This is a genomic window from Streptomyces sp. NPDC031225 (genome assembly GCF_055570355.1).
In genome coordinates this window covers 110850-127510 of the sequence record NZ_JBVIHJ010000010.1, presented here as the reverse complement: position 1 = coordinate 127510, position 16661 = coordinate 110850, and the positions used below count along the sequence as shown (strand labels likewise).

General features: G+C 70.8%; 13 protein-coding genes. 5 read left to right on the top strand and 8 right to left on the bottom strand.

All coding sequences use genetic code 11. The features are described 5' to 3' along the window. Nucleotides 1-172: 172 nt before the first annotated feature. Both ACZ48Z_RS18995 and ACZ48Z_RS18990 read left to right on the top strand, forming a co-directional pair. Nucleotides 173-3976, top strand: a complete 3804-nt coding sequence (locus tag ACZ48Z_RS18995) for an nSTAND1 domain-containing NTPase (protein ID WP_468736980.1) — start codon at nucleotides 173-175, stop codon at nucleotides 3974-3976. A gap of 19 nt (nucleotides 3977-3995) precedes the next feature. Further along, the gene (locus ACZ48Z_RS18990) at nucleotides 3996-4571 is read left to right on the top strand and encodes a YdeI/OmpD-associated family protein (RefSeq protein WP_468736979.1); all 576 of its coding nucleotides are present in this window, start codon (nucleotides 3996-3998) and stop codon (nucleotides 4569-4571) included. Between the two features lie 39 nt (nucleotides 4572-4610). On the opposite strand, the gene ACZ48Z_RS18985 is transcribed toward ACZ48Z_RS18990, so the two are convergent. Then, a complete protein-coding gene (locus ACZ48Z_RS18985; protein ID WP_468736978.1) occupies nucleotides 4611-5165 on the bottom strand; it encodes a YceI family protein in 555 nt (184 codons plus the stop codon). A gap of 133 nt (nucleotides 5166-5298) precedes the next feature. Here ACZ48Z_RS18985 and ACZ48Z_RS18980 point away from each other — a divergent pair, with 133 nt between their 5' ends. The 3 genes from ACZ48Z_RS18980 to ACZ48Z_RS18970 all read left to right on the top strand — a co-directional run bounded on the left by ACZ48Z_RS18980 (nucleotide 5299) and on the right by ACZ48Z_RS18970 (nucleotide 9625). After that, on the top strand, nucleotides 5299-7629 hold the full coding sequence (locus ACZ48Z_RS18980) for a polysaccharide lyase 8 family protein (RefSeq protein WP_468736977.1): 2331 nt from the start codon (nucleotides 5299-5301) through the stop codon (nucleotides 7627-7629). Between the two features lie 151 nt (nucleotides 7630-7780). Further along, a complete protein-coding gene (locus ACZ48Z_RS18975; protein WP_468736976.1) occupies nucleotides 7781-9376 on the top strand; it encodes an acyl-CoA carboxylase subunit beta in 1596 nt (531 codons plus the stop codon). A gap of 57 nt (nucleotides 9377-9433) precedes the next feature. Further along, a complete protein-coding gene (locus tag ACZ48Z_RS18970; protein ID WP_468736975.1) occupies nucleotides 9434-9625 on the top strand; it encodes an acyl-CoA carboxylase subunit epsilon in 192 nt (63 codons plus the stop codon). A 197-nt stretch (nucleotides 9626-9822) separates the two neighbouring features. Here ACZ48Z_RS18970 and ACZ48Z_RS18965 read toward each other — a convergent pair whose 3' ends face one another. The 7 genes from ACZ48Z_RS18965 to ACZ48Z_RS18935 all read right to left on the bottom strand — a co-directional run bounded on the left by ACZ48Z_RS18965 (nucleotide 9823) and on the right by ACZ48Z_RS18935 (nucleotide 16656). Beyond that, on the bottom strand, nucleotides 9823-10404 hold the full coding sequence (locus tag ACZ48Z_RS18965; RefSeq protein WP_026248371.1) for a GTP-binding protein: 582 nt from the start codon (nucleotides 10402-10404) through the stop codon (nucleotides 9823-9825). Next, a complete protein-coding gene (locus ACZ48Z_RS18960) occupies nucleotides 10385-10957 on the bottom strand; it encodes a DUF742 domain-containing protein (RefSeq protein ID WP_468736974.1) in 573 nt (190 codons plus the stop codon). The genes ACZ48Z_RS18965 and ACZ48Z_RS18960 overlap by 20 nt, the downstream gene beginning before the upstream one ends. A 100-nt stretch (nucleotides 10958-11057) precedes the next feature. Then, nucleotides 11058-11471 carry a roadblock/LC7 domain-containing protein gene (locus tag ACZ48Z_RS18955; protein WP_328753410.1) on the bottom strand — a complete coding sequence of 138 codons (414 nt, stop codon included), beginning with the start codon at nucleotides 11469-11471 and terminating at the stop codon, nucleotides 11058-11060. A gap of 10 nt (nucleotides 11472-11481) precedes the next feature. Beyond that, the gene (locus ACZ48Z_RS18950) at nucleotides 11482-14775 is read right to left on the bottom strand and encodes a nitrate- and nitrite sensing domain-containing protein (RefSeq protein WP_468736973.1); all 3294 of its coding nucleotides are present in this window, start codon (nucleotides 14773-14775) and stop codon (nucleotides 11482-11484) included. Between the two features lie 403 nt (nucleotides 14776-15178). After that, nucleotides 15179-15754, bottom strand: coding sequence for a GTP-binding protein (locus ACZ48Z_RS18945; RefSeq protein WP_328750782.1), 576 nt, complete (start codon nucleotides 15752-15754; stop codon nucleotides 15179-15181). Further along, nucleotides 15735-16133 (bottom strand): DUF742 domain-containing protein, encoded by a 399-nt coding sequence (locus ACZ48Z_RS18940; protein WP_285513623.1) that lies wholly within the window; start codon nucleotides 16131-16133, stop codon nucleotides 15735-15737. Before ACZ48Z_RS18940 ends, ACZ48Z_RS18945 begins: the two co-directional genes overlap by 20 nt. Nucleotides 16134-16242: 109 nt before the next feature. Continuing rightward, nucleotides 16243-16656 (bottom strand): roadblock/LC7 domain-containing protein, encoded by a 414-nt coding sequence (locus tag ACZ48Z_RS18935; protein WP_030611534.1) that lies wholly within the window; start codon nucleotides 16654-16656, stop codon nucleotides 16243-16245. Between the last annotated feature and the right edge of the window lie 5 nt (nucleotides 16657-16661).

The following is a 16661-nucleotide window of genomic DNA, read 5'->3' as shown; positions in this document are numbered from 1 at the left end:
CCCGCGCGTTGTTCAGCAGCCACCGCACGCCACTCTGAACAAAACGAAAGTGCCTGGTGGTCGGCCCTGGGGAGCCTTGCGGACGATCGGAACGGTTCCTTAGGGTGGCGTCGCCGAACAGGCGTCTGTGTCACGAGGAGGCAGGCCGGAAACCAGGCGGAGCGGAGCGGACATGGGCCGTCGGGAGACCCCTGTCGATCCCGCCGCCGGGCCGGTCCCGCGGTTCGCCCACGAACTCCGCAAGCTGCGCCGGGAGGCCGGCGGCACCCCCTACCGCGATCTCGCCCGCCGGACCCCCTACTCGGTCACCGCGCTCTCCCAGGCCGCCGCCGGTGAGCAGTTGCCCTCGCTCCAGGTGGCCCTGGCCTATGTCCGGGCCTGCGGCGGCGACGAGCGGGAGTGGGAGAAGCGCTGGCAGGAGGCGGACCGCGAGGTCCGTGACACCGCCACCGCCCGCGAGGACGACGACACCGCCCCGCCGTACCGGGGCCTGGCCCGCTTCGAACCCGACGACCACGACCTCTACTTCGGCCGCGACCGACTCGTCGACGCCCTGCGGCACCTCGTCGACGAGCGCAGGTTCACCGCCGTCTTCGGCCCCTCGGGCAGCGGCAAGTCCTCCCTCCTGCGCGCCGGCCTCATCCCCGCCCTGCGCGCCGAACACCGACTGGCCGCGATCCGCATCCTCACCCCGGGCGAGCATCCGCTCCGGACGCACGCCGGGGCGCTGGAGGCGGTGGGGGCGGGGGACGCCAGGTCGGCCGGGGCCGCCGGCGACACCCTCGTCGTCGTGGACCAGTTCGAGGAGGTCTTCACTCTCTGCCGGGACGCGGCCGAGCGCCGCGCGTTCATCGACCTGCTGCTCGCCGCGCGGCGGCCGGAGAACAGACTGCGGGTCGTCATCGCCGTACGCGCGGACTTCTACGGCCGTTGCGCCGAACACCGCGCTCTGGCTGACGCGTTGGGCGAGGCCGGTCTGCTGGTCGGCCCGATGGACCCGGCCGAGCTGCGCGAGGTGATCGTCAAACCGGCCCGGGCCGCGGGTCTCATCGTCGAACGCGCCCTGACCGCCCGCCTCGTCGAGGAGATCGCCGGTGAACCCGGCGGCCTCCCGCTGCTGTCGCACGTCCTGCGCGAGACCTGGCGGCGCCGTCGAGGCCGGGCACTGACGGAGGAGGCGTACGAGGCCGCGGGCGGCGTCCACGGGGCGATCGCCCAGACCGCCGAGGAGGTCTGGGCGGGACTCTCCACCACGCACGCGGAACTCGCCCGGCTCGTCCTGCTCCGGCTGATCACCCCCGGCGAGGGCTCCCAGGACACCCGCCGCCCGGTCGACCGTGCCGAACTCGACTTCACCCGTCCCGCGCCGACGGCCGCACCCTCCCCGGCCGCGCCCGGCCGACCGTCCGACATGTCCCTCGTCCTGGACCGCCTTGCCCGCGCACGGCTCATCACCCTCGATCACGACACCGTCGACCTCGCGCACGAGGCGCTGATCTCCTCGTGGCCGCGGCTGTCCGGCTGGATCGAGCAGGAACGCGAACAGCTGCGGACGCACCGGCGGTTGACGGAGGCGGCCCGCACCTGGGCCGAGCTCGGCCGTGACCCGGGCGCCCTGTACCGGGGCACCCGGCTGGCCGCGGCGCAGGAGCAGCTCGCCACGGCCTCGCTCACCGTGCCGGAGCGGTCGTTCCTGACGGCGAGCGGTGCCGCGCGCAGGGGCGAGCTCCGCAGACGACGCGGGCTCGGGGGCGTCCTCGTCACGCTGCTGGTGCTCGCCCTGGTCGCCGGAGCGGTGGCCTGGCAGCAGGGCCGTACCAGCGACCGGCGTCAGGTGGAGGCCGAGGCCCGCCGGGTCGCAGCGGTCGCCGACAGCATGCGGTTCTCCGACCCGCGTACCGCTATGCGGCTCAGCGTGGCCGCCGCGGGGCTCGCCGACACGACGGAGACCCGGTCGGCGCTGATCGGGGCGATGGCGCAGCGCGAGGACGACGTGTTCGCGGTGCCCGGGGCGGACGACGGCTTCGACGGTTCGGGCAACGACGTGCGACGGCTGACCGCGGACGGCAGGTCCGTGGTGTCCGTCACCGCCGACCGGGTCCGGATCCGGGACCTGCGGACGCGGCGGCTCACGCTCTCCGCGCCGGGCCCCGGGAAGCTGATGGACGGCGTTCCGGCCGCCGTCGGTCCGGACGGCCGGACGCTCGCGCTACTGGCGCAGGACGGGATCGAGCTGTGGGACGTGCCGAGCGCACGGGTGACGCGGACGCTGCCCGGGGTGGACGCGACGGAGCAGCCGGCCGTCCGTTTCGGCGCGCACACTCTCGCGGCCGCCGACTGGAACGGCGCCGTCGGCGCCTGGGACCTGCGCACCGGCCGCCGGCTGCTGCGGATCCCCGGCACCGACCGCAGCGTGGACGCCATGGCGCTCAGCCCCGACGGCAGCCGACTGGCGCTGTGCACGAGCACGCGGGAGCTGGAGATCTGGGACGTGCGGGAGCACCGGAAGTCCTCCGCGTCCTGGGTGACGAAGGTCCGTCCGGACGACTGCCGCGACGACGGACTGGCGTTCACCGCGGACGGCCGGACGCTCACCGTCGTCACCGGTGACGGAGTCCACGGGTGGGACCTGCGCACCGGTCGCAGGACGCTGACCCTCAAGGCGACCGGGCTGACCCAGGTCTGGTCCGGCGGCGACGGCAGGTTCCTCATGGCCACGGGACCCGGCCAACTCCTCGTGTGGCGGGTGGGGTACCCGTCCGGGCCCGTGCTGCGCAAGCGGCCGGCCGCCGACGAATGGCACGGTGTCACCCTCGACGGTGCGGCGGGGATCGTGCGCTACCTGGGCGGATCCGGGACCGTGGTGCACTCGCTGACGCTCGGTGAGGCGGCGACGGCCCGATGGCAGCAGCCGTCGGCCCGGACGGCGGAACTCTCCGCCGACGGCCGGATCCTGGCCCGTTCGTCCGGGGTGGCCGGAACACAGCGCATCCAGGTCACGGACACCCGCAGCGGACGGATGGTCTTCGCGCCCCCGCAGTCCGCATGTCCCGCCGAGGGCGGACGGACCTGCGGCGACCTGATGGCACTCAGCGGCGACGGCCGGTACCTCGCCGTCGGCCGGAACCGGTACGACCACGGGCAGGCGGAGCCGGACGCGACGCGGATCACGGTGTGGGACGTCGAGTCGCGTCGCGCGTACGCCACCGTGGACATCCCGTTCACCGGCAAGGACACCTTCGCCGTCAACGGGCTCGCCCTCGACACCCACGCCCGCACCCTCCTGGCGTACCGGCCGGCTTCCCGGCCGACCGTCGAGGTGTGGGACGTGCGCGAGGGCAAGCGGGTGAAGACCGTGCGCAGTGTCCGGCCCGGCGACGTCGTCGCCTTCGACTCCGAGGGCGTGGCCATGGCCCGCCGCCCCGACGGGGGGAGCCTGGTGACCGAGGAGGGGCTGGTCGCCGACCTCCGCGCGGGGCGCCTGGAGCCCAGGGTGCTCGGCGAGGACCTGATCAGCGGCCTGGCCTACAGCCCGGACAGCACCCGGCTGGCGGTGGGTGACGTCCTGGGAGGCGTCACGCTCTGGGACGGTGCGGCCCGCACCCGGCTCGGTGTGCTGGACGGATCCGCCTCCGACACCGGCGCGGACACGACCGGCGGGGTGACCGCACTGGCCTTCTCCCACGACAGCCGCACCCTGGCGGTCGCCGGTTCCCAGGGCACCGTGCAGCTCTGGGACGTCTCCTCCCAGCAGCTCCTCGGCACCGCCCTGCCGACCCCGGGCGACGAGGTGCTCGCGCTCGCCTTCGGCCCCGACGACACGCTGTACGTCTCCGGCACCCACGTTCCCGTCCAGAAGTACGACCTGGCGCCGGACCACCTCGTCACGCAGATCTGCGCCCGCGCGGGCTCCGGCCTCTCGAAGGCCGCCTGGCGGACCTACCTCCCGGACATTCCCTACCGCCGCACCTGCTGACGCCCTCTACGGTGTCCGGGTGCCCACCGAACCCGGCGAACCCGACGAACCCCGCGCCTTCCCCTCCGCCCCCGCCCTCGACGCCTGGCTGACCGGCCACCCCGCCCCGCACCCCGGGCTGTGGGTGAAGGTCGCCAAGAAGGGCTCGGGTCTGCCCTCCGTCACGGCCGCCGAGGTGAACGACGTGGCCCTGTGCCACGGCTGGATCACCGGACACCGCAAGGGGCTCGACGCCACGCACTACCTTCAGCGGATCACCCCGCGCCGCCCCGGCAGCCTCTGGTCCATGGTCAACGTGCGGCGGATCGCGGACCTGACCGCCGAGGGCCGGATGCGCCCCGGGGGTCTCGCGGAGGTCGCCGCGGCGAAGGCGGACGGGCGATGGGAGGGGGCGTACGAGTCGCAGAGCAACGCGACGGTCCCCGACGAGCTGGCCGCGGCACTGGAACGGCACCCGCGGGCCAGGGCGGTGTTCGAGGGGCTCGGCAAGACCGACCGCTATCTCGTCATGCTCGGACTACTGCGCGCCCGGACCCCGCAGAGCCGCGCCGCTCAAGTCGACGCGATCCTCGGGGAGTTGCGAAAGCGCCGGTGAGCCTCCGCGGGAGGGTTCACCGGCGCTGTCGCCGCAGGGTCACGCGTTCTTGATCGCGGAGATGTCGAAGTTCAGCTTGATCTTGTCGGAGACCAGCACGCCACCCGTCTCCAGGGCCGCGTTCCAGGTCAGGCCCCACTCGGAGCGCAGGATCTCGGCCTTGCCCTCGAAGCCCACGCGCTCGTTGCCGAACGGGTCCTTCGCGGAGCCGTTGAACTCGAGGTCGATGCTGAGCGGCTTGGTGGTGCCGAGGATCGTGAGGTCGCCGGTGATGCGGTAGTCATCGCCGCCGAGGGATTCGGCCTTGGTGGAGCGGAAGGTCATCGTCGGGAACTCCTCGATCTTGAAGAAGTCCGCGCTCTTGAGGTGCCCGTCACGGTCCGCCGACCCGGTGTCGATGCTGTCCATCTTGATGTCGATGGAGGCCGTCGACGCGGACGGGTCGCCGCCGTCCAGGTGCAGGGAGCCGCTGAAGTCGTTGAACTTGCCCTTGACGTTGGTGACCATCGCGTGCCGGACGGTGAAGCCGATCGTGGAGTGGGCAGCGTCGATCGTGTAGTCGCCGGTCAGTGCGGTGAGGTCGGTGTTCGCCATGACGTACTCCCAGAGGTGAGGATGTTGAACGTTGAACCAGTCAACGCGAATGACCGTAGACCTATTCCGTCCGCCTTTCAACGTCATCCGCGAAGTGTTGGCCTGATGACATCGCGGTGGTAGATGCCCCGGTATGAAGCCGCAGCGCAGCGCCTCCACGCGACCCAGCCGCAGAGCCGTCCTGCTCGCGGCGGCGCTCCTGGCCACGGCCGCCGCTCCGCCCACCCGAGCCGTCACCGCGGCCGACCCCTACGACACCCTCCGCCGACGCTGGCTCGACATCGCCCTCGGCACGGGCTACGACCCGGCCGCCGAACCCTACGCCTCCCGCCTAGCCGAGACCGGCGAACTGGCCAGAGGCTTCCGTGCCACCATGGCCCCCACCCCCACCTCCCTGTGGCCCGGCGCCCCCTACGACCCCCCGGCCGGCATCACCCGGAGCTACAGCCGCCTGTGGACCATGACCCAGGCCCACGTCCAGCCGGGCACCGGCTCGACCGGCGACGAGAACCTCCTCGCGGACATCCTGAGAGGCCTCGACCACCTCTGCGCCACCGTCTACAACCCCTCCACCACCCTGTACGGCAACTGGTGGGAATGGCAGATCGGCAGCCCCAGGCTCCTCATGGACATCACGGCCGCCCTGTACGACCACCTCACGGACGCCCGGAAGAGCGCGGCCTGCGCCGCCGTCGACCACTTCATCCCCGACACCATGCTCACCGACTACTCCGGCACCTCCACCGGCGCCAACCGCGTCGACCTGTGCCGGTCCGTCGCCCTGCGCGGCATCCTCGGCGGCGCCCCCGACCGGATCGCCCTCGCCCGCGACGCCCTCTCCCCGGTCTTCCCGTACGTCACCAAGGGCGACGGCCTCTACGCCGACGGCTCGTTCATCCAGCACACCTGGGTCGCCTACTCGGGCACCTACGGCCAGGTGATGCTCGACGGCCTCGGCCGCCTCTTCGCCCTCCTGGCCGGCTCGGCGTGGGAGGTGACCGACCCGAACCGGCAGATCGTCCTCGACAGCGTCGAGCGGGCCTACGCCCCGCTGATCCACGACGGCCTGGTGATGGACAGCGTCAACGGCCGCGCGATCAGCCGCGGTCACCTCAAGAGCGACGACCGGCACGTCCTGCGCGGCGACCACTTCCACGGCCAGGGCATCATCGCCGCCATCGCGCTGCTCGCTGGCGGAGCGGGCGCGGCGGAACGCGAGCGCTGGTACGGCCGTATCAAGGGCTGGATCGAACGGGACACCGTCACCCCGATCCTGACCGCCCCCCAGTTCGGCGTGGCCGACCTCGCCCGTCTGCACGCGGTGGCCGGGGCGCCGGTCCCGGCCGCCCCCGAACCCGTCGGCCACCACCTCTTCGCCGCCATGGACCGGGCCGTCCACCGCCGCCCGGGATTCGTCGTGAACATCGCCATGGCGAGCGACCGCGTCGCCGCCTACGAGTGCGGCAACGGGGAGAACCCGCGCGGCTGGCACACCGGCGCCGGAATGGTCTCCTGGTGGGCCGCCGACTCGGGCCAGTACACCGACTGGTACTGGCCCACCGTCGACTGGTACCGCCTCCCCGGCACGACCGTCTCCACCAGACGCCTCCCTGACAAGGCCGGCGGCGAGTGGGGCGAGCCCAAGCCGGACGTCCGCTGGGTCGGCGGCACCACCGACGGCGAGTACGCGGCGACCGGCCAGCACCTGAAGGGGCTGGAGTCGACGCTGGAGGCCCGCAAGTCGTGGTTCTGCGTCGCGGACGCGGTGATCTGCCTCGGCGCGGGCATCACCTGCACGGACGGCGTCCCCGTCGAGACGGTCGTGGACAGCCGCAACCTGGGGGAGGGCGGGACGCAGGCCTTCGTACGGGGGCGGGGCTGGGCGCATCTGGAAGGGCACGGCGGCTGGCTCGTCCCGGACGGCGTCCAGGCCCTTCGTGAGGACCGCACCGGCGCCTGGTCCGACATCAACACCGGCGGTACGACCGAACGGCGCACCCGCCGCCGGCAGACCCTCTGGATCGACCACGGCACCGACCCCGTGGACGCCACGTACACCTACGTCCTCATGCCCGGCGCCTCCCGGCCCGCCGTCGCCGCCCGGGCCGCCGACCACCACTGGCTGTCGGTCCTCGCCAACGACAGCGCCTGTCAGGCGGTCCGCGTCGACCGGCTCGGCCTGACCGCCGCGAACTTCTGGCGGGCCGGTACGGCGGGCCCCCTCACCGTGTCGGCGCCGGCGAGCGTGCTGGTCCGGCGCAGGGGCCGTACCGCTACCCTCTGCGTGAGCGAACCACCCCGGACGGGTGAACCGCTGGAGATCGTCTGGAACCGCCCGGTGCACTCGGTCGTGCGGGCCGACGACAGCGTGGAAGTACGGGCCACGGGCCGCCTGCTGCAGCTGCGTGTCACCCCGGGGACGGCATGCGCCACCCATCGGTGTGAGGTGGCTCTCACGCGCTGACTTTGTGCGACCTCTACAAGCCCCAGGCCCCCTGAGCAGTCAGAACGCCTGCATGGCTCTCTGGTTCTGTTCAGTCGCACCAGGAAAACGGGCCGGAGACTGTACGGAGTCGACGGCTCGCTTTCCGCGCCGGTGTTCGTAAGGTCGCTACATGACCGTTTTGGATGAGGCGCCGAGTGAGTCGACGGGTGAGCCGACGGACGCGCGCGGGCGAGTGGCCGAGCTGCACGAGATCCGTGCGACCGCCCTGGCCGGCCCCAGCGAGAAGGCGACCGAGGCGCAGCACGCCAAGGGCAAGCTGACCGCACGGGAGCGCATCGAGCTGCTCCTCGACCCGGGTTCCTTCCAGGAGGTCGAGCAGCTGCGCCGGCACCGGGCCACCGGATTCGGCCTGGAGGCCAAGAAGCCGTACACCGACGGTGTCATCACCGGCTGGGGCACGGTGGAGGGCCGCACGGTCTTCGTCTACGCCCACGACTTCCGCATCTTCGGCGGCGCGCTGGGCGAGGCCCACGCCACGAAGATCCACAAGATCATGGACATGGCCATCGCGGCCGGGGCGCCTCTCGTGTCGCTGAACGACGGCGCGGGCGCCCGCATCCAGGAGGGTGTGAGTGCCCTCGCCGGCTACGGCGGCATCTTCCAGCGCAACACCAAGGCCTCCGGCGTCATCCCGCAGATCTCGGTGATGCTCGGCCCGTGCGCAGGCGGCGCCGCCTACAGCCCCGCCCTGACGGACTTCGTGTTCATGGTCCGTGAGACGTCCCAGATGTTCATCACTGGACCGGACGTGGTCAAGGCGGTGACGGGCGAGGAGATCACCCAGAACGGCCTGGGCGGCGCGGACGTGCACGCCGAGACGTCGGGCGTCTGCCACTTCGCCTACGACGACGAGGAGACCTGCCTCGCCGAGGTGCGCTACCTCCTCGCGATGCTCCCGCAGAACAACCGGGAGAACCCGCCGCGGGTGGAGTCCACCGACGCGGCCGACCGGCGCGGCGACGTGCTGCTCGACCTGGTCCCGGCGGACGGCAACCGGCCGTACGACATGACCAAGGTGATCGAGGAGATCGTCGACGACGGCGACTACCTGGAGGTCCACGAGCGCTGGGCCCGCAACATCATCTGCGCGCTGGCCCGCCTCGACGGCCAGGTCGTGGGCATCGTGGCGAACCAGCCCTCCACGCTCGCCGGTGTCCTGGACATCGAGGCGTCGGAAAAAGCTGCGCGTTTCGTCCAGATGTGTGACGCTTTTAACATCCCGATCGTCACTCTGCTGGACGTCCCCGGGTTCCTTCCGGGTGTCGACCAGGAGCACGGCGGAATCATCCGCCACGGCGCGAAGCTGCTGTACGCGTACTGCAACGCCACCGTGCCGAGGATCTCCCTGATCCTGCGCAAGGCGTACGGCGGGGCCTACATCGTCATGGACAGCCAGTCCATCGGCGCGGACCTCACCTACGCCTGGCCGACGAACGAGATCGCCGTGATGGGCGCCGAAGGTGCCGCCAACGTCATCTTCCGGCGCCAGATCGCCGAGGCCGAGGACCCCGAGGCCATGCGGGCCCGCATGGTCAAGGAGTACAAGTCCGAGCTCATGCACCCGTACTACGCGGCCGAGCGCGGCCTGGTCGACGACGTCATCGACCCCACCGAGACCCGCGAGATCCTCATCAAGTCCCTCGCGATGCTCCAGTCCAAGCACGCCGACCTGCCCTCGCGCAAGCACGGCAACCCTCCGCAGTAACCCGGCGGACCCTCCGCACCACCCCCGCGGAAACCTCTCTCACGGAGACTGTGACCTATGAACACGCCTGACATCCGCGTCGAGAAGGGCCATGCCGAGCCCGAGGAAGTCGCCGCCATCACGGCGATCCTCCTGGCCCGCGCCGCCGCCCGGCCCTCCACCGCCCCCACCCACCGCGCCCACCCGAAGGCCGGCTGGCGCCGCCTGGAGCGCGAGGGCGGCTTCCGAGCCCCGCACAGCTGGCACTAGGCCCTCCGGGCTTTCGGCGGTCCCGTTCTCCCCACGGGGAGGGCGGGACCGCCGCTTTGTGGCGCCCGGTGGCCGGGGCCCCTGTCGCGCGGGCGGCTGCGGGCCCGTCGTGGCCGTTCGCGCAGTTCCCCGCACCCCTGAACAGCTGTGGGCGCCCTCCTCGCAGGAGGGCGCCCACAGCTGTCGTGCACGGAGTCTTACCGCAGTCGCGCCATCAGCGCGTGCTCCACGAGCGTGATGAGCGCCGACTTGGCGTCCGCCCGGTGCCGCGCGTCCGTCGTGATGATCGGGGTGTCCGGTCCGATCTGGAGGGCCTCGCGGACCTCGTCCGGGTTGTACGGCTGGTTGCCGTCGAACCCGTTCAGGGCGATCACGAAGGGAAGACCCGAGTTCTCGAAGTAGTCGACCGCGGGGAAGCAGTCGGCGAGACGGCGGGTGTCGACCAGGACGATGGCGCCGATGGCGCCGCGTACGAGGTCGTCCCACATGAACCAGAAGCGGTCCTGGCCGGGTGTACCGAAGAGGTACAGGATCAGGTCCTGGTCCAGGGTGATGCGGCCGAAGTCCATGGCGACCGTGGTGGTCGTCTTGTCCCCGGTGTGGGTGAGGTCGTCGATGCCCGCTGACGCGGACGTCATCACGGCCTCGGTACGCAGCGGGTTGATCTCCGAGACGGCCCCGACGAACGTGGTCTTGCCCACGCCGAAGCCACCCGCCACCACGATCTTCGCCGAGGTGGTGGAGCGGGAAGGACCGCCGCTAGAGCTTGCGAAGTCCACTGAGCACCCTTTCGAGCAGTGTCACGTCTGGCTGGCCGCCGGCGCTCTCGTCGCCGCCGGGCTGATGGATGGCGACCAGTCCAGCCTCCGCCAAGTCGGCGACGAGGATCCTGGCCACGCCGAGGGGGATGGTCAGCAACGCCGAGATCTCGGCTACCGACTTGATCTCTCGGCAGAGATTGCAGATGCGCTGATGCTCGGGCAACTGGCCCTGCATCTGGTGCGGCTGCGCGGTGGTGTGCACCAGCGCCTCGATGGCGAGCTGGTAGCGCGGGCGGGTCCGACCGCCGGTCATGGCGTACGGACGCACCAGGGGGTTGTTCGACGCCCCCGCGGGCGCCGGCTCATGGGAGCGTCGCTGCGGCTGCACGGGCTGGATGCGCGGGGCCGGCGGCTGGTCGTACGGCGAGGGCCCGGGACCCTGGGGCGCGTACGGCCGCTGGCTGGGTGCGGAGGGGAAGTTGTAGCGGTTCGGGTTCTGGGAACCATCGTTCTGACCCTGGCCAGGGCCGTACGACCAATTGCCAGATGAACCACCTGGGGGTGTTGCCACTTTCTCTCCTCCTCCGACTGTGCCGGGCACCCATCACGCTGTGTGGAGCCGCGTCCCGAAACCTTACGGCCCCGGGACGCCAAAACGCACCGTCTGTCTGTCAGTTGAGCAGGCTGCCCTGGAGCTCCGCACGCAGATCGGGTGTCAGGACCGAACCGGCACGGTCCACCAGAAGGGCCATCTCGTACCCAATGAGACCGATGTCCGCCTCGGGGTGCGCGAGGACCGCGAGCGAGGAACCGTCGGATACGGACATGAGGAACAGGAATCCCCGCTCCATCTCCACAACCGTCTGGTTCACCGCGCCGCCCTCGAAGATGCGCGAGGCACCCGCGGTCAGCGAGGTCAGCCCCGACGCGACGGCCGCCAACTGATCGGCTCGGTCGCGCGGGAAGCCGTCGGACATCGCCAGAAGGAGTCCGTCGGCGGAGACCACCACCGTGTGGGACACACCCGGGGTGTTGTCCACGAAGTTGGTGATCAACCAGTTCAGGTTCTGCGCCGCCTGGCTCATCGGGCTCACACTAACGCTCCTGGTTGTAGGTGCTGCCAGAGCCGAAGCCCTGACCGTTCGTTTCACTGCCTGCGTTGCGGCCCCGCTGCACACCGCGACGCAGATTGCTCAGCCTGCCCCGGACGTCCTCGGGAGCGCGGGAGACCGACGGGCCTCCCTGGGGGCTGGCTTCGGCGGCTCCCTCGACCAGGTTGGCCTTGGGCACCCGCCGCGGCAGACCGGAGGAGGTGACCCCGCCCGCCTTGGGCTTCTTCAGCTGGGAGGCCTGCTGCCACCGCTCGTCGTTGTTCGAGCGCCAGACGTCGCTGCCGCCGCCGTTGCTCTCCGGCGCGGAGGCCGGCTGCTCCTGGGTCGCGTGCCGCGTGCCGTTCGAGCCGTTCGCGCTGCTCCCGGGGGAGCCACGGCGGGGGAGCCCCGCCTCGGTCAGTTCGTGACTTACGGCAGCTGGGGCCGGTCCCGGACGATCGAAGCCTACGCGGTCACGCTCACTCACGTCAGCGGCCTGCGCAGATTCCGTTTCCGGAGCGTACTGGTCCTGGTAGCCGTTCCGGTAACCGTCCGGCTGCGGCCAGTCATCCTGGTAGCGGCGCTCCTCGAAGCCCGAGAAGGTCTCCGGGGCGGCCGCGTGCACCTCCGCGGGCTCCTCCTGGACCGGCTCCGGATAGGAGGGCTCCGGGTAACCGCCGCCGGGGGAGAAGGTGTCGTTCTGCGGCAGGCCGCCGTTCGGCGCGTAGTACGGCTCGTCGTACGCCGGGCGCTTCGGCTCCTGGTACGCCGTCTGCCGCTGCTCCTCGTACGGAGCCTGCTGAACCTCCTCGTACGACGTCTGCTGGTCGTAGGAGGCCGGCTGCTGCTCGGGGAAGCCGCCCAGGCCGTTGTCGTAACCGGTCTGCGGGGCGTTGCGGGGACCGTCGAACGCCTCGGTGTACGACGGGTCCGGCCCCTGGAGGGCGGGCGGCTCGCCGCCGCTCTGGGACTCCAGGGCCGCACGGCGTTCCTCGCGCATCAGGGAACGGCCGACCGGGTCCAGCTCACGTATGTCGTCCGGGACCTCGGAGTAGCGGCTGTCGTCGAAGCCGAGCTCCGCGGCCGTACGCATGGGCAGACCGGTGTTGAAGTCCTCGCCCTGGTAGTTCTGCTGCTCCGGCATGATCTGCGAGACGGTGAACTCGTCGGTGGCGGGCTGGTGCTCGCCGCCACCGCCGTGGGTGATCGCGTCGGGCAGCATGACCAGCGAGGTGGTGCCGGCCTGCTCGCCCGAGGGGCGCAGCTGGACGCGGATGCCGTGCCGGTCGGACAGCCGGCCGACCACGAACAGACCCATGCGCTGGGAGATCGCGGCGTCCACGGTCGGCGGGTTGGCCAGCTTGTGGTTGATGTCCGCGAAGTCCTCGGCGGTGAGGCCGATGCCCTTGTCGTGGATCTCGATCATGATGCGGCCGTCGGGCAGCCGGGTCGCGGTGACGCGGACCTTGGTCTGCGGCGAGGAGAACGTGGTGGCGTTCTCCAGCAGCTCGGCCAGCAGGTGCACGAGGTCGGTCACGGCGCGGCCGTGGATCTCGGCCTCCGGAACACCCGACAGCTCGACACGCTCGTACTGCTCGACCTCGGAGGAGGCGGCGCGCAGCACGTCGACCAGCGGGACCGGCTGGTCCCAGCGGCGGCCGGGCTCCTCGCCGGCGAGGACCAGGAGGTTCTCGCCGTTGCGGCGCATACGGGTCGCGAGGTGGTCCAGGCGGAAGAGGTTCTCCAGCTGGTCCGGGTCGGCCTCGTTGTTCTCCAGGTCGGTGATCAGGGTCAGCTGGCCCTCGATCAGAGACTGGTTGCGCCGGGACAGGTTGGTGAAGATCGCGTTGATGTTGCCCCGCAGCAGGGCCTGCTCGGAGGCGAGTCGTACGGCCTCGCGGTGGACCTGGTCGAAGGCGCGGGCGACCTCGCCGATCTCGTCCTTGGTGTTGATCGGGATCGGCTGGACGCGAGTGTCCACGCGGCCGGGGTCGGTGCGCGAGAGCTGGTCGACCAGCATCGGCAGGCGCTGCTCGGCGATACCGAAGGCGGCGTTGCGCAGCTGGCGCATCGAGCGGGACATCTGGCGGGCGACCGCGCCGGCCAGGATGAACGCCAGGAGCAGGGCGACCACGACGGCGGCACCCACGATGAACGCGTCGCGCTTGGCCTCGTCGGCGATGCTCGCGGCCTCGTTCACCGCGGTGTCGGCCAGGTCGGTCTCGATCTGCCGGTAGGCGTTGTACTTGAGGGTGGTGACCGCCCACCAGTTCTCGGCGGTGATGCCGTCCTTGCCGAGCGCCGCACGGGCGCTGTCGTCCATCGACGGCAGCGTGGCGATGGCGGAGACCATCTGGGTGGGGTTGGACGGCGGCGGGACGTAGGCCGGGTTCTTGGCCGCGGCCTCCTTGGCCAGCGCCGCGCCCTCGGCCTGGATCTGCTTCTTCGCGGTGTCGAGCTTCGCCGCGTCGGCCGCGGTGCCACCGCCGATGTACTCCTCGACGGCGATGCCCTCCAGGTACGCGTACGAGGAGAGGGCGACCTTCTGGCTGGCGAAGCTGCTCAGGCCCGGGCCCGGCTTGATCAGCAGGTGCATACCGATGGAGCGCTGCAGCGACAGGGACGCCTTGGTGAGCTCGATGGCGTAGACCGTGCGGCCGTAGCTGGTGATGTTTCCGGTGCCCAGGCCGAGCTCGTTGGCGAACTCCGTCAGCGGGTGCGCGACGAGGGTGTAGCCCTCTTCGGTCTTCACGCCGGTGAGCTTGGGGGAGGTGTAGGCGCCCGCGCGCAGCGTCTGGAGCGATCCCTCGCCGTCACGGAACAGCTTGAGGCGGCGTTCGAGGCCGGCCTTCTGCGGCATGTTCTGCGCGGCCTCGTCGAAGGCGTCGGCGGCCTGGTCGGTCTTCTTGCGCGCTGCGACGACCGTGGCGTTGTCCTGGCCCTCCCCGCTCAGCAGGGGGGCGGCGGTGCTGTCGCGCTCCTGGTAGAGGGCGTCGGCGTAGCTGAGGGAGGCCCGCACGAGGCGCGCGGTGTTCTCCGCGTCCTCGGCTTCCCGCCAGGTGTCGATCGAGCTCTTGACCTGGAAGCCGCCCATGACGAGGCCGACGATCACGGGTATGAGCAGGATCGCGTTCAGCCGGGTCGGCACCCGCCAGTTGCGCGGGGAGAAACGGCTACCGCTGGACGCCGGCGCGGCCGATGGCTCCGAACCGGGCACAGGGGCAGGCGCCGCTCCGCGCGGGGGCGGGGTGAAGTTGCCCCGGGCCGACGGCTCGGGACCGTTCTTGCTTCGCCTCACTCGACCAACAACCTCTCGGAGGGGTCGGCACCTTACGTTGTGCCGCAGTCTCTCAGAGCCCAGTACGCCTTCGACTAGTGAGTACGTCGTTGACTATTGGGCAGTTCAGGCATTCCAGCACGACGGCCTGCGCAGCTCCAAACAGTGGTACGCACGGGTTCCATGTGATGTAAGCCCTAGATAAAACGGTCATAAAGAGCGAGCCCCGTCAAATGACGGGGCCGTTGTGAGCACAGCGAGACCGGTTGGCAACCACGCGTGGCCGTACCACCCGATTCCACTGCCGAAACGTTATGAACGCCGGGGTCGACCGTGTCCAAGGCCACAGCCGACTCCGGGACATCTACGACAACTGCCGTATGACGATGTTGATTTGGGAGCTGGTCGACACACCTTGGGGGCGTTACCGAAGACGTGCCATCAGGGCGTGCTCGACCAGGGTGATCAGGGCACTCTTGGCGTCCGACCGATGCCGGGCGTCCGTCGTGATGATCGGCGCGTCCGGTCCGATCTGCAGGGCCTCGCGCACCTCCTCGGGAGCGTACGGCTGGTGTCCCTCGAAGCCGTTGAGCGCGACGACGAACGGCAGGCCGCTGTTCTCGAAGTAGTCGACCGCGGGGAAGCAGTCGGCGAGACGGCGGGTGTCGACCAGGACGATGGCGCCGATGGCGCCGCGTACGAGGTCGTCCCACATGAACCAGAAGCGGTCCTGGCCGGGTGTACCGAAGAGGTACAGGATCAGGTCCTGGTCCAGGGTGATGCGGCCGAAGTCCATGGCGACCGTGGTGGTCGTCTTGCCTCCGGTGTGGGTGAGGTCGTCGATGCCCGCTGACGCGGACGTCATCACGGCCTCCGTGCGCAGCGGGTTGATCTCCGAGACGGCGCCCACGAACGTGGTCTTGCCCACGCCGAAGCCACCCGCCACCACGATCTTCGCGGAGGTGGTCGCCCGCCCCGCGTCAGAGCTTGCGAAGTCCACTGAGCACCCTTTCGAGCAGCGTCACATCGGGAGCGCCGCCGTTGTTCTCGTCGCCGCCCGGCTGGTGGATGGCCACCAGGCCGGCCTCGGCGAGGTCCGCGACGAGGATCCTGGCCACACCGAGCGGCATGGCGAGCAGCGCCGAGACCTCGGCGACCGACTTCACCTCGCGGCACAGGTGGCAGATGCGCTGGTGCTCGGGGAGGAGTCCCATCAGCGCCGCCGGGTCGGCCGTGGTGCTGATCAGAGCCTCGATGGCGAGCTGGTAGCGCGGCCGGGTCCGGCCGCCGGTCATCGCGTACGGACGTACCAGCGGCTGGTCGCCCTCATCCTCGTACGGCTCCGCGTACGGATCATGAGAGGCGTTGGGCGGGGTCATGAATCCTCCGGGCGGGACAGCAAGTCGGTTGGGCAAGCCGTCTGAGAGGCCGGTGGGGGGATTGTGGCGGCCGGACGGTGTTTTCGTGAGACGGGTGGATCCGGGCTGATCAGTGGAGCAGACTGCCTTGCAGCTCGGCTCGCAGATCCGGCGTGAGCACTGCCCCCGCACGGTCGACCAGCAGTGCCATCTCGTAACCGACGAGGCCGATGTCGCAGTCCGGGTGGGCCAGCACCGCGAGCGAAGAACCGTCCGAGACGGACATGAGGAAGAGGAATCCCCGCTCCATCTCCACGACGGTCTGGGCCACGCTGCCGCCCTCGAAGATCCGCGAGGCGCCCGCCGTCAGCGAGGTGAGCCCCGACGCGACGGCCGCCAGCTGATCGGCACGGTCACGCGGGAAACCCTCGGACATCGCCAGCAGGAGGCCGTCGGCGGACACGACGACGGTGTGGGACACCCCGGGGGTGTTGTCCACGAAGTTGGTGATCAACCAGTTGAGGTTCTGTGCCGCCTGGCTCATCGGGC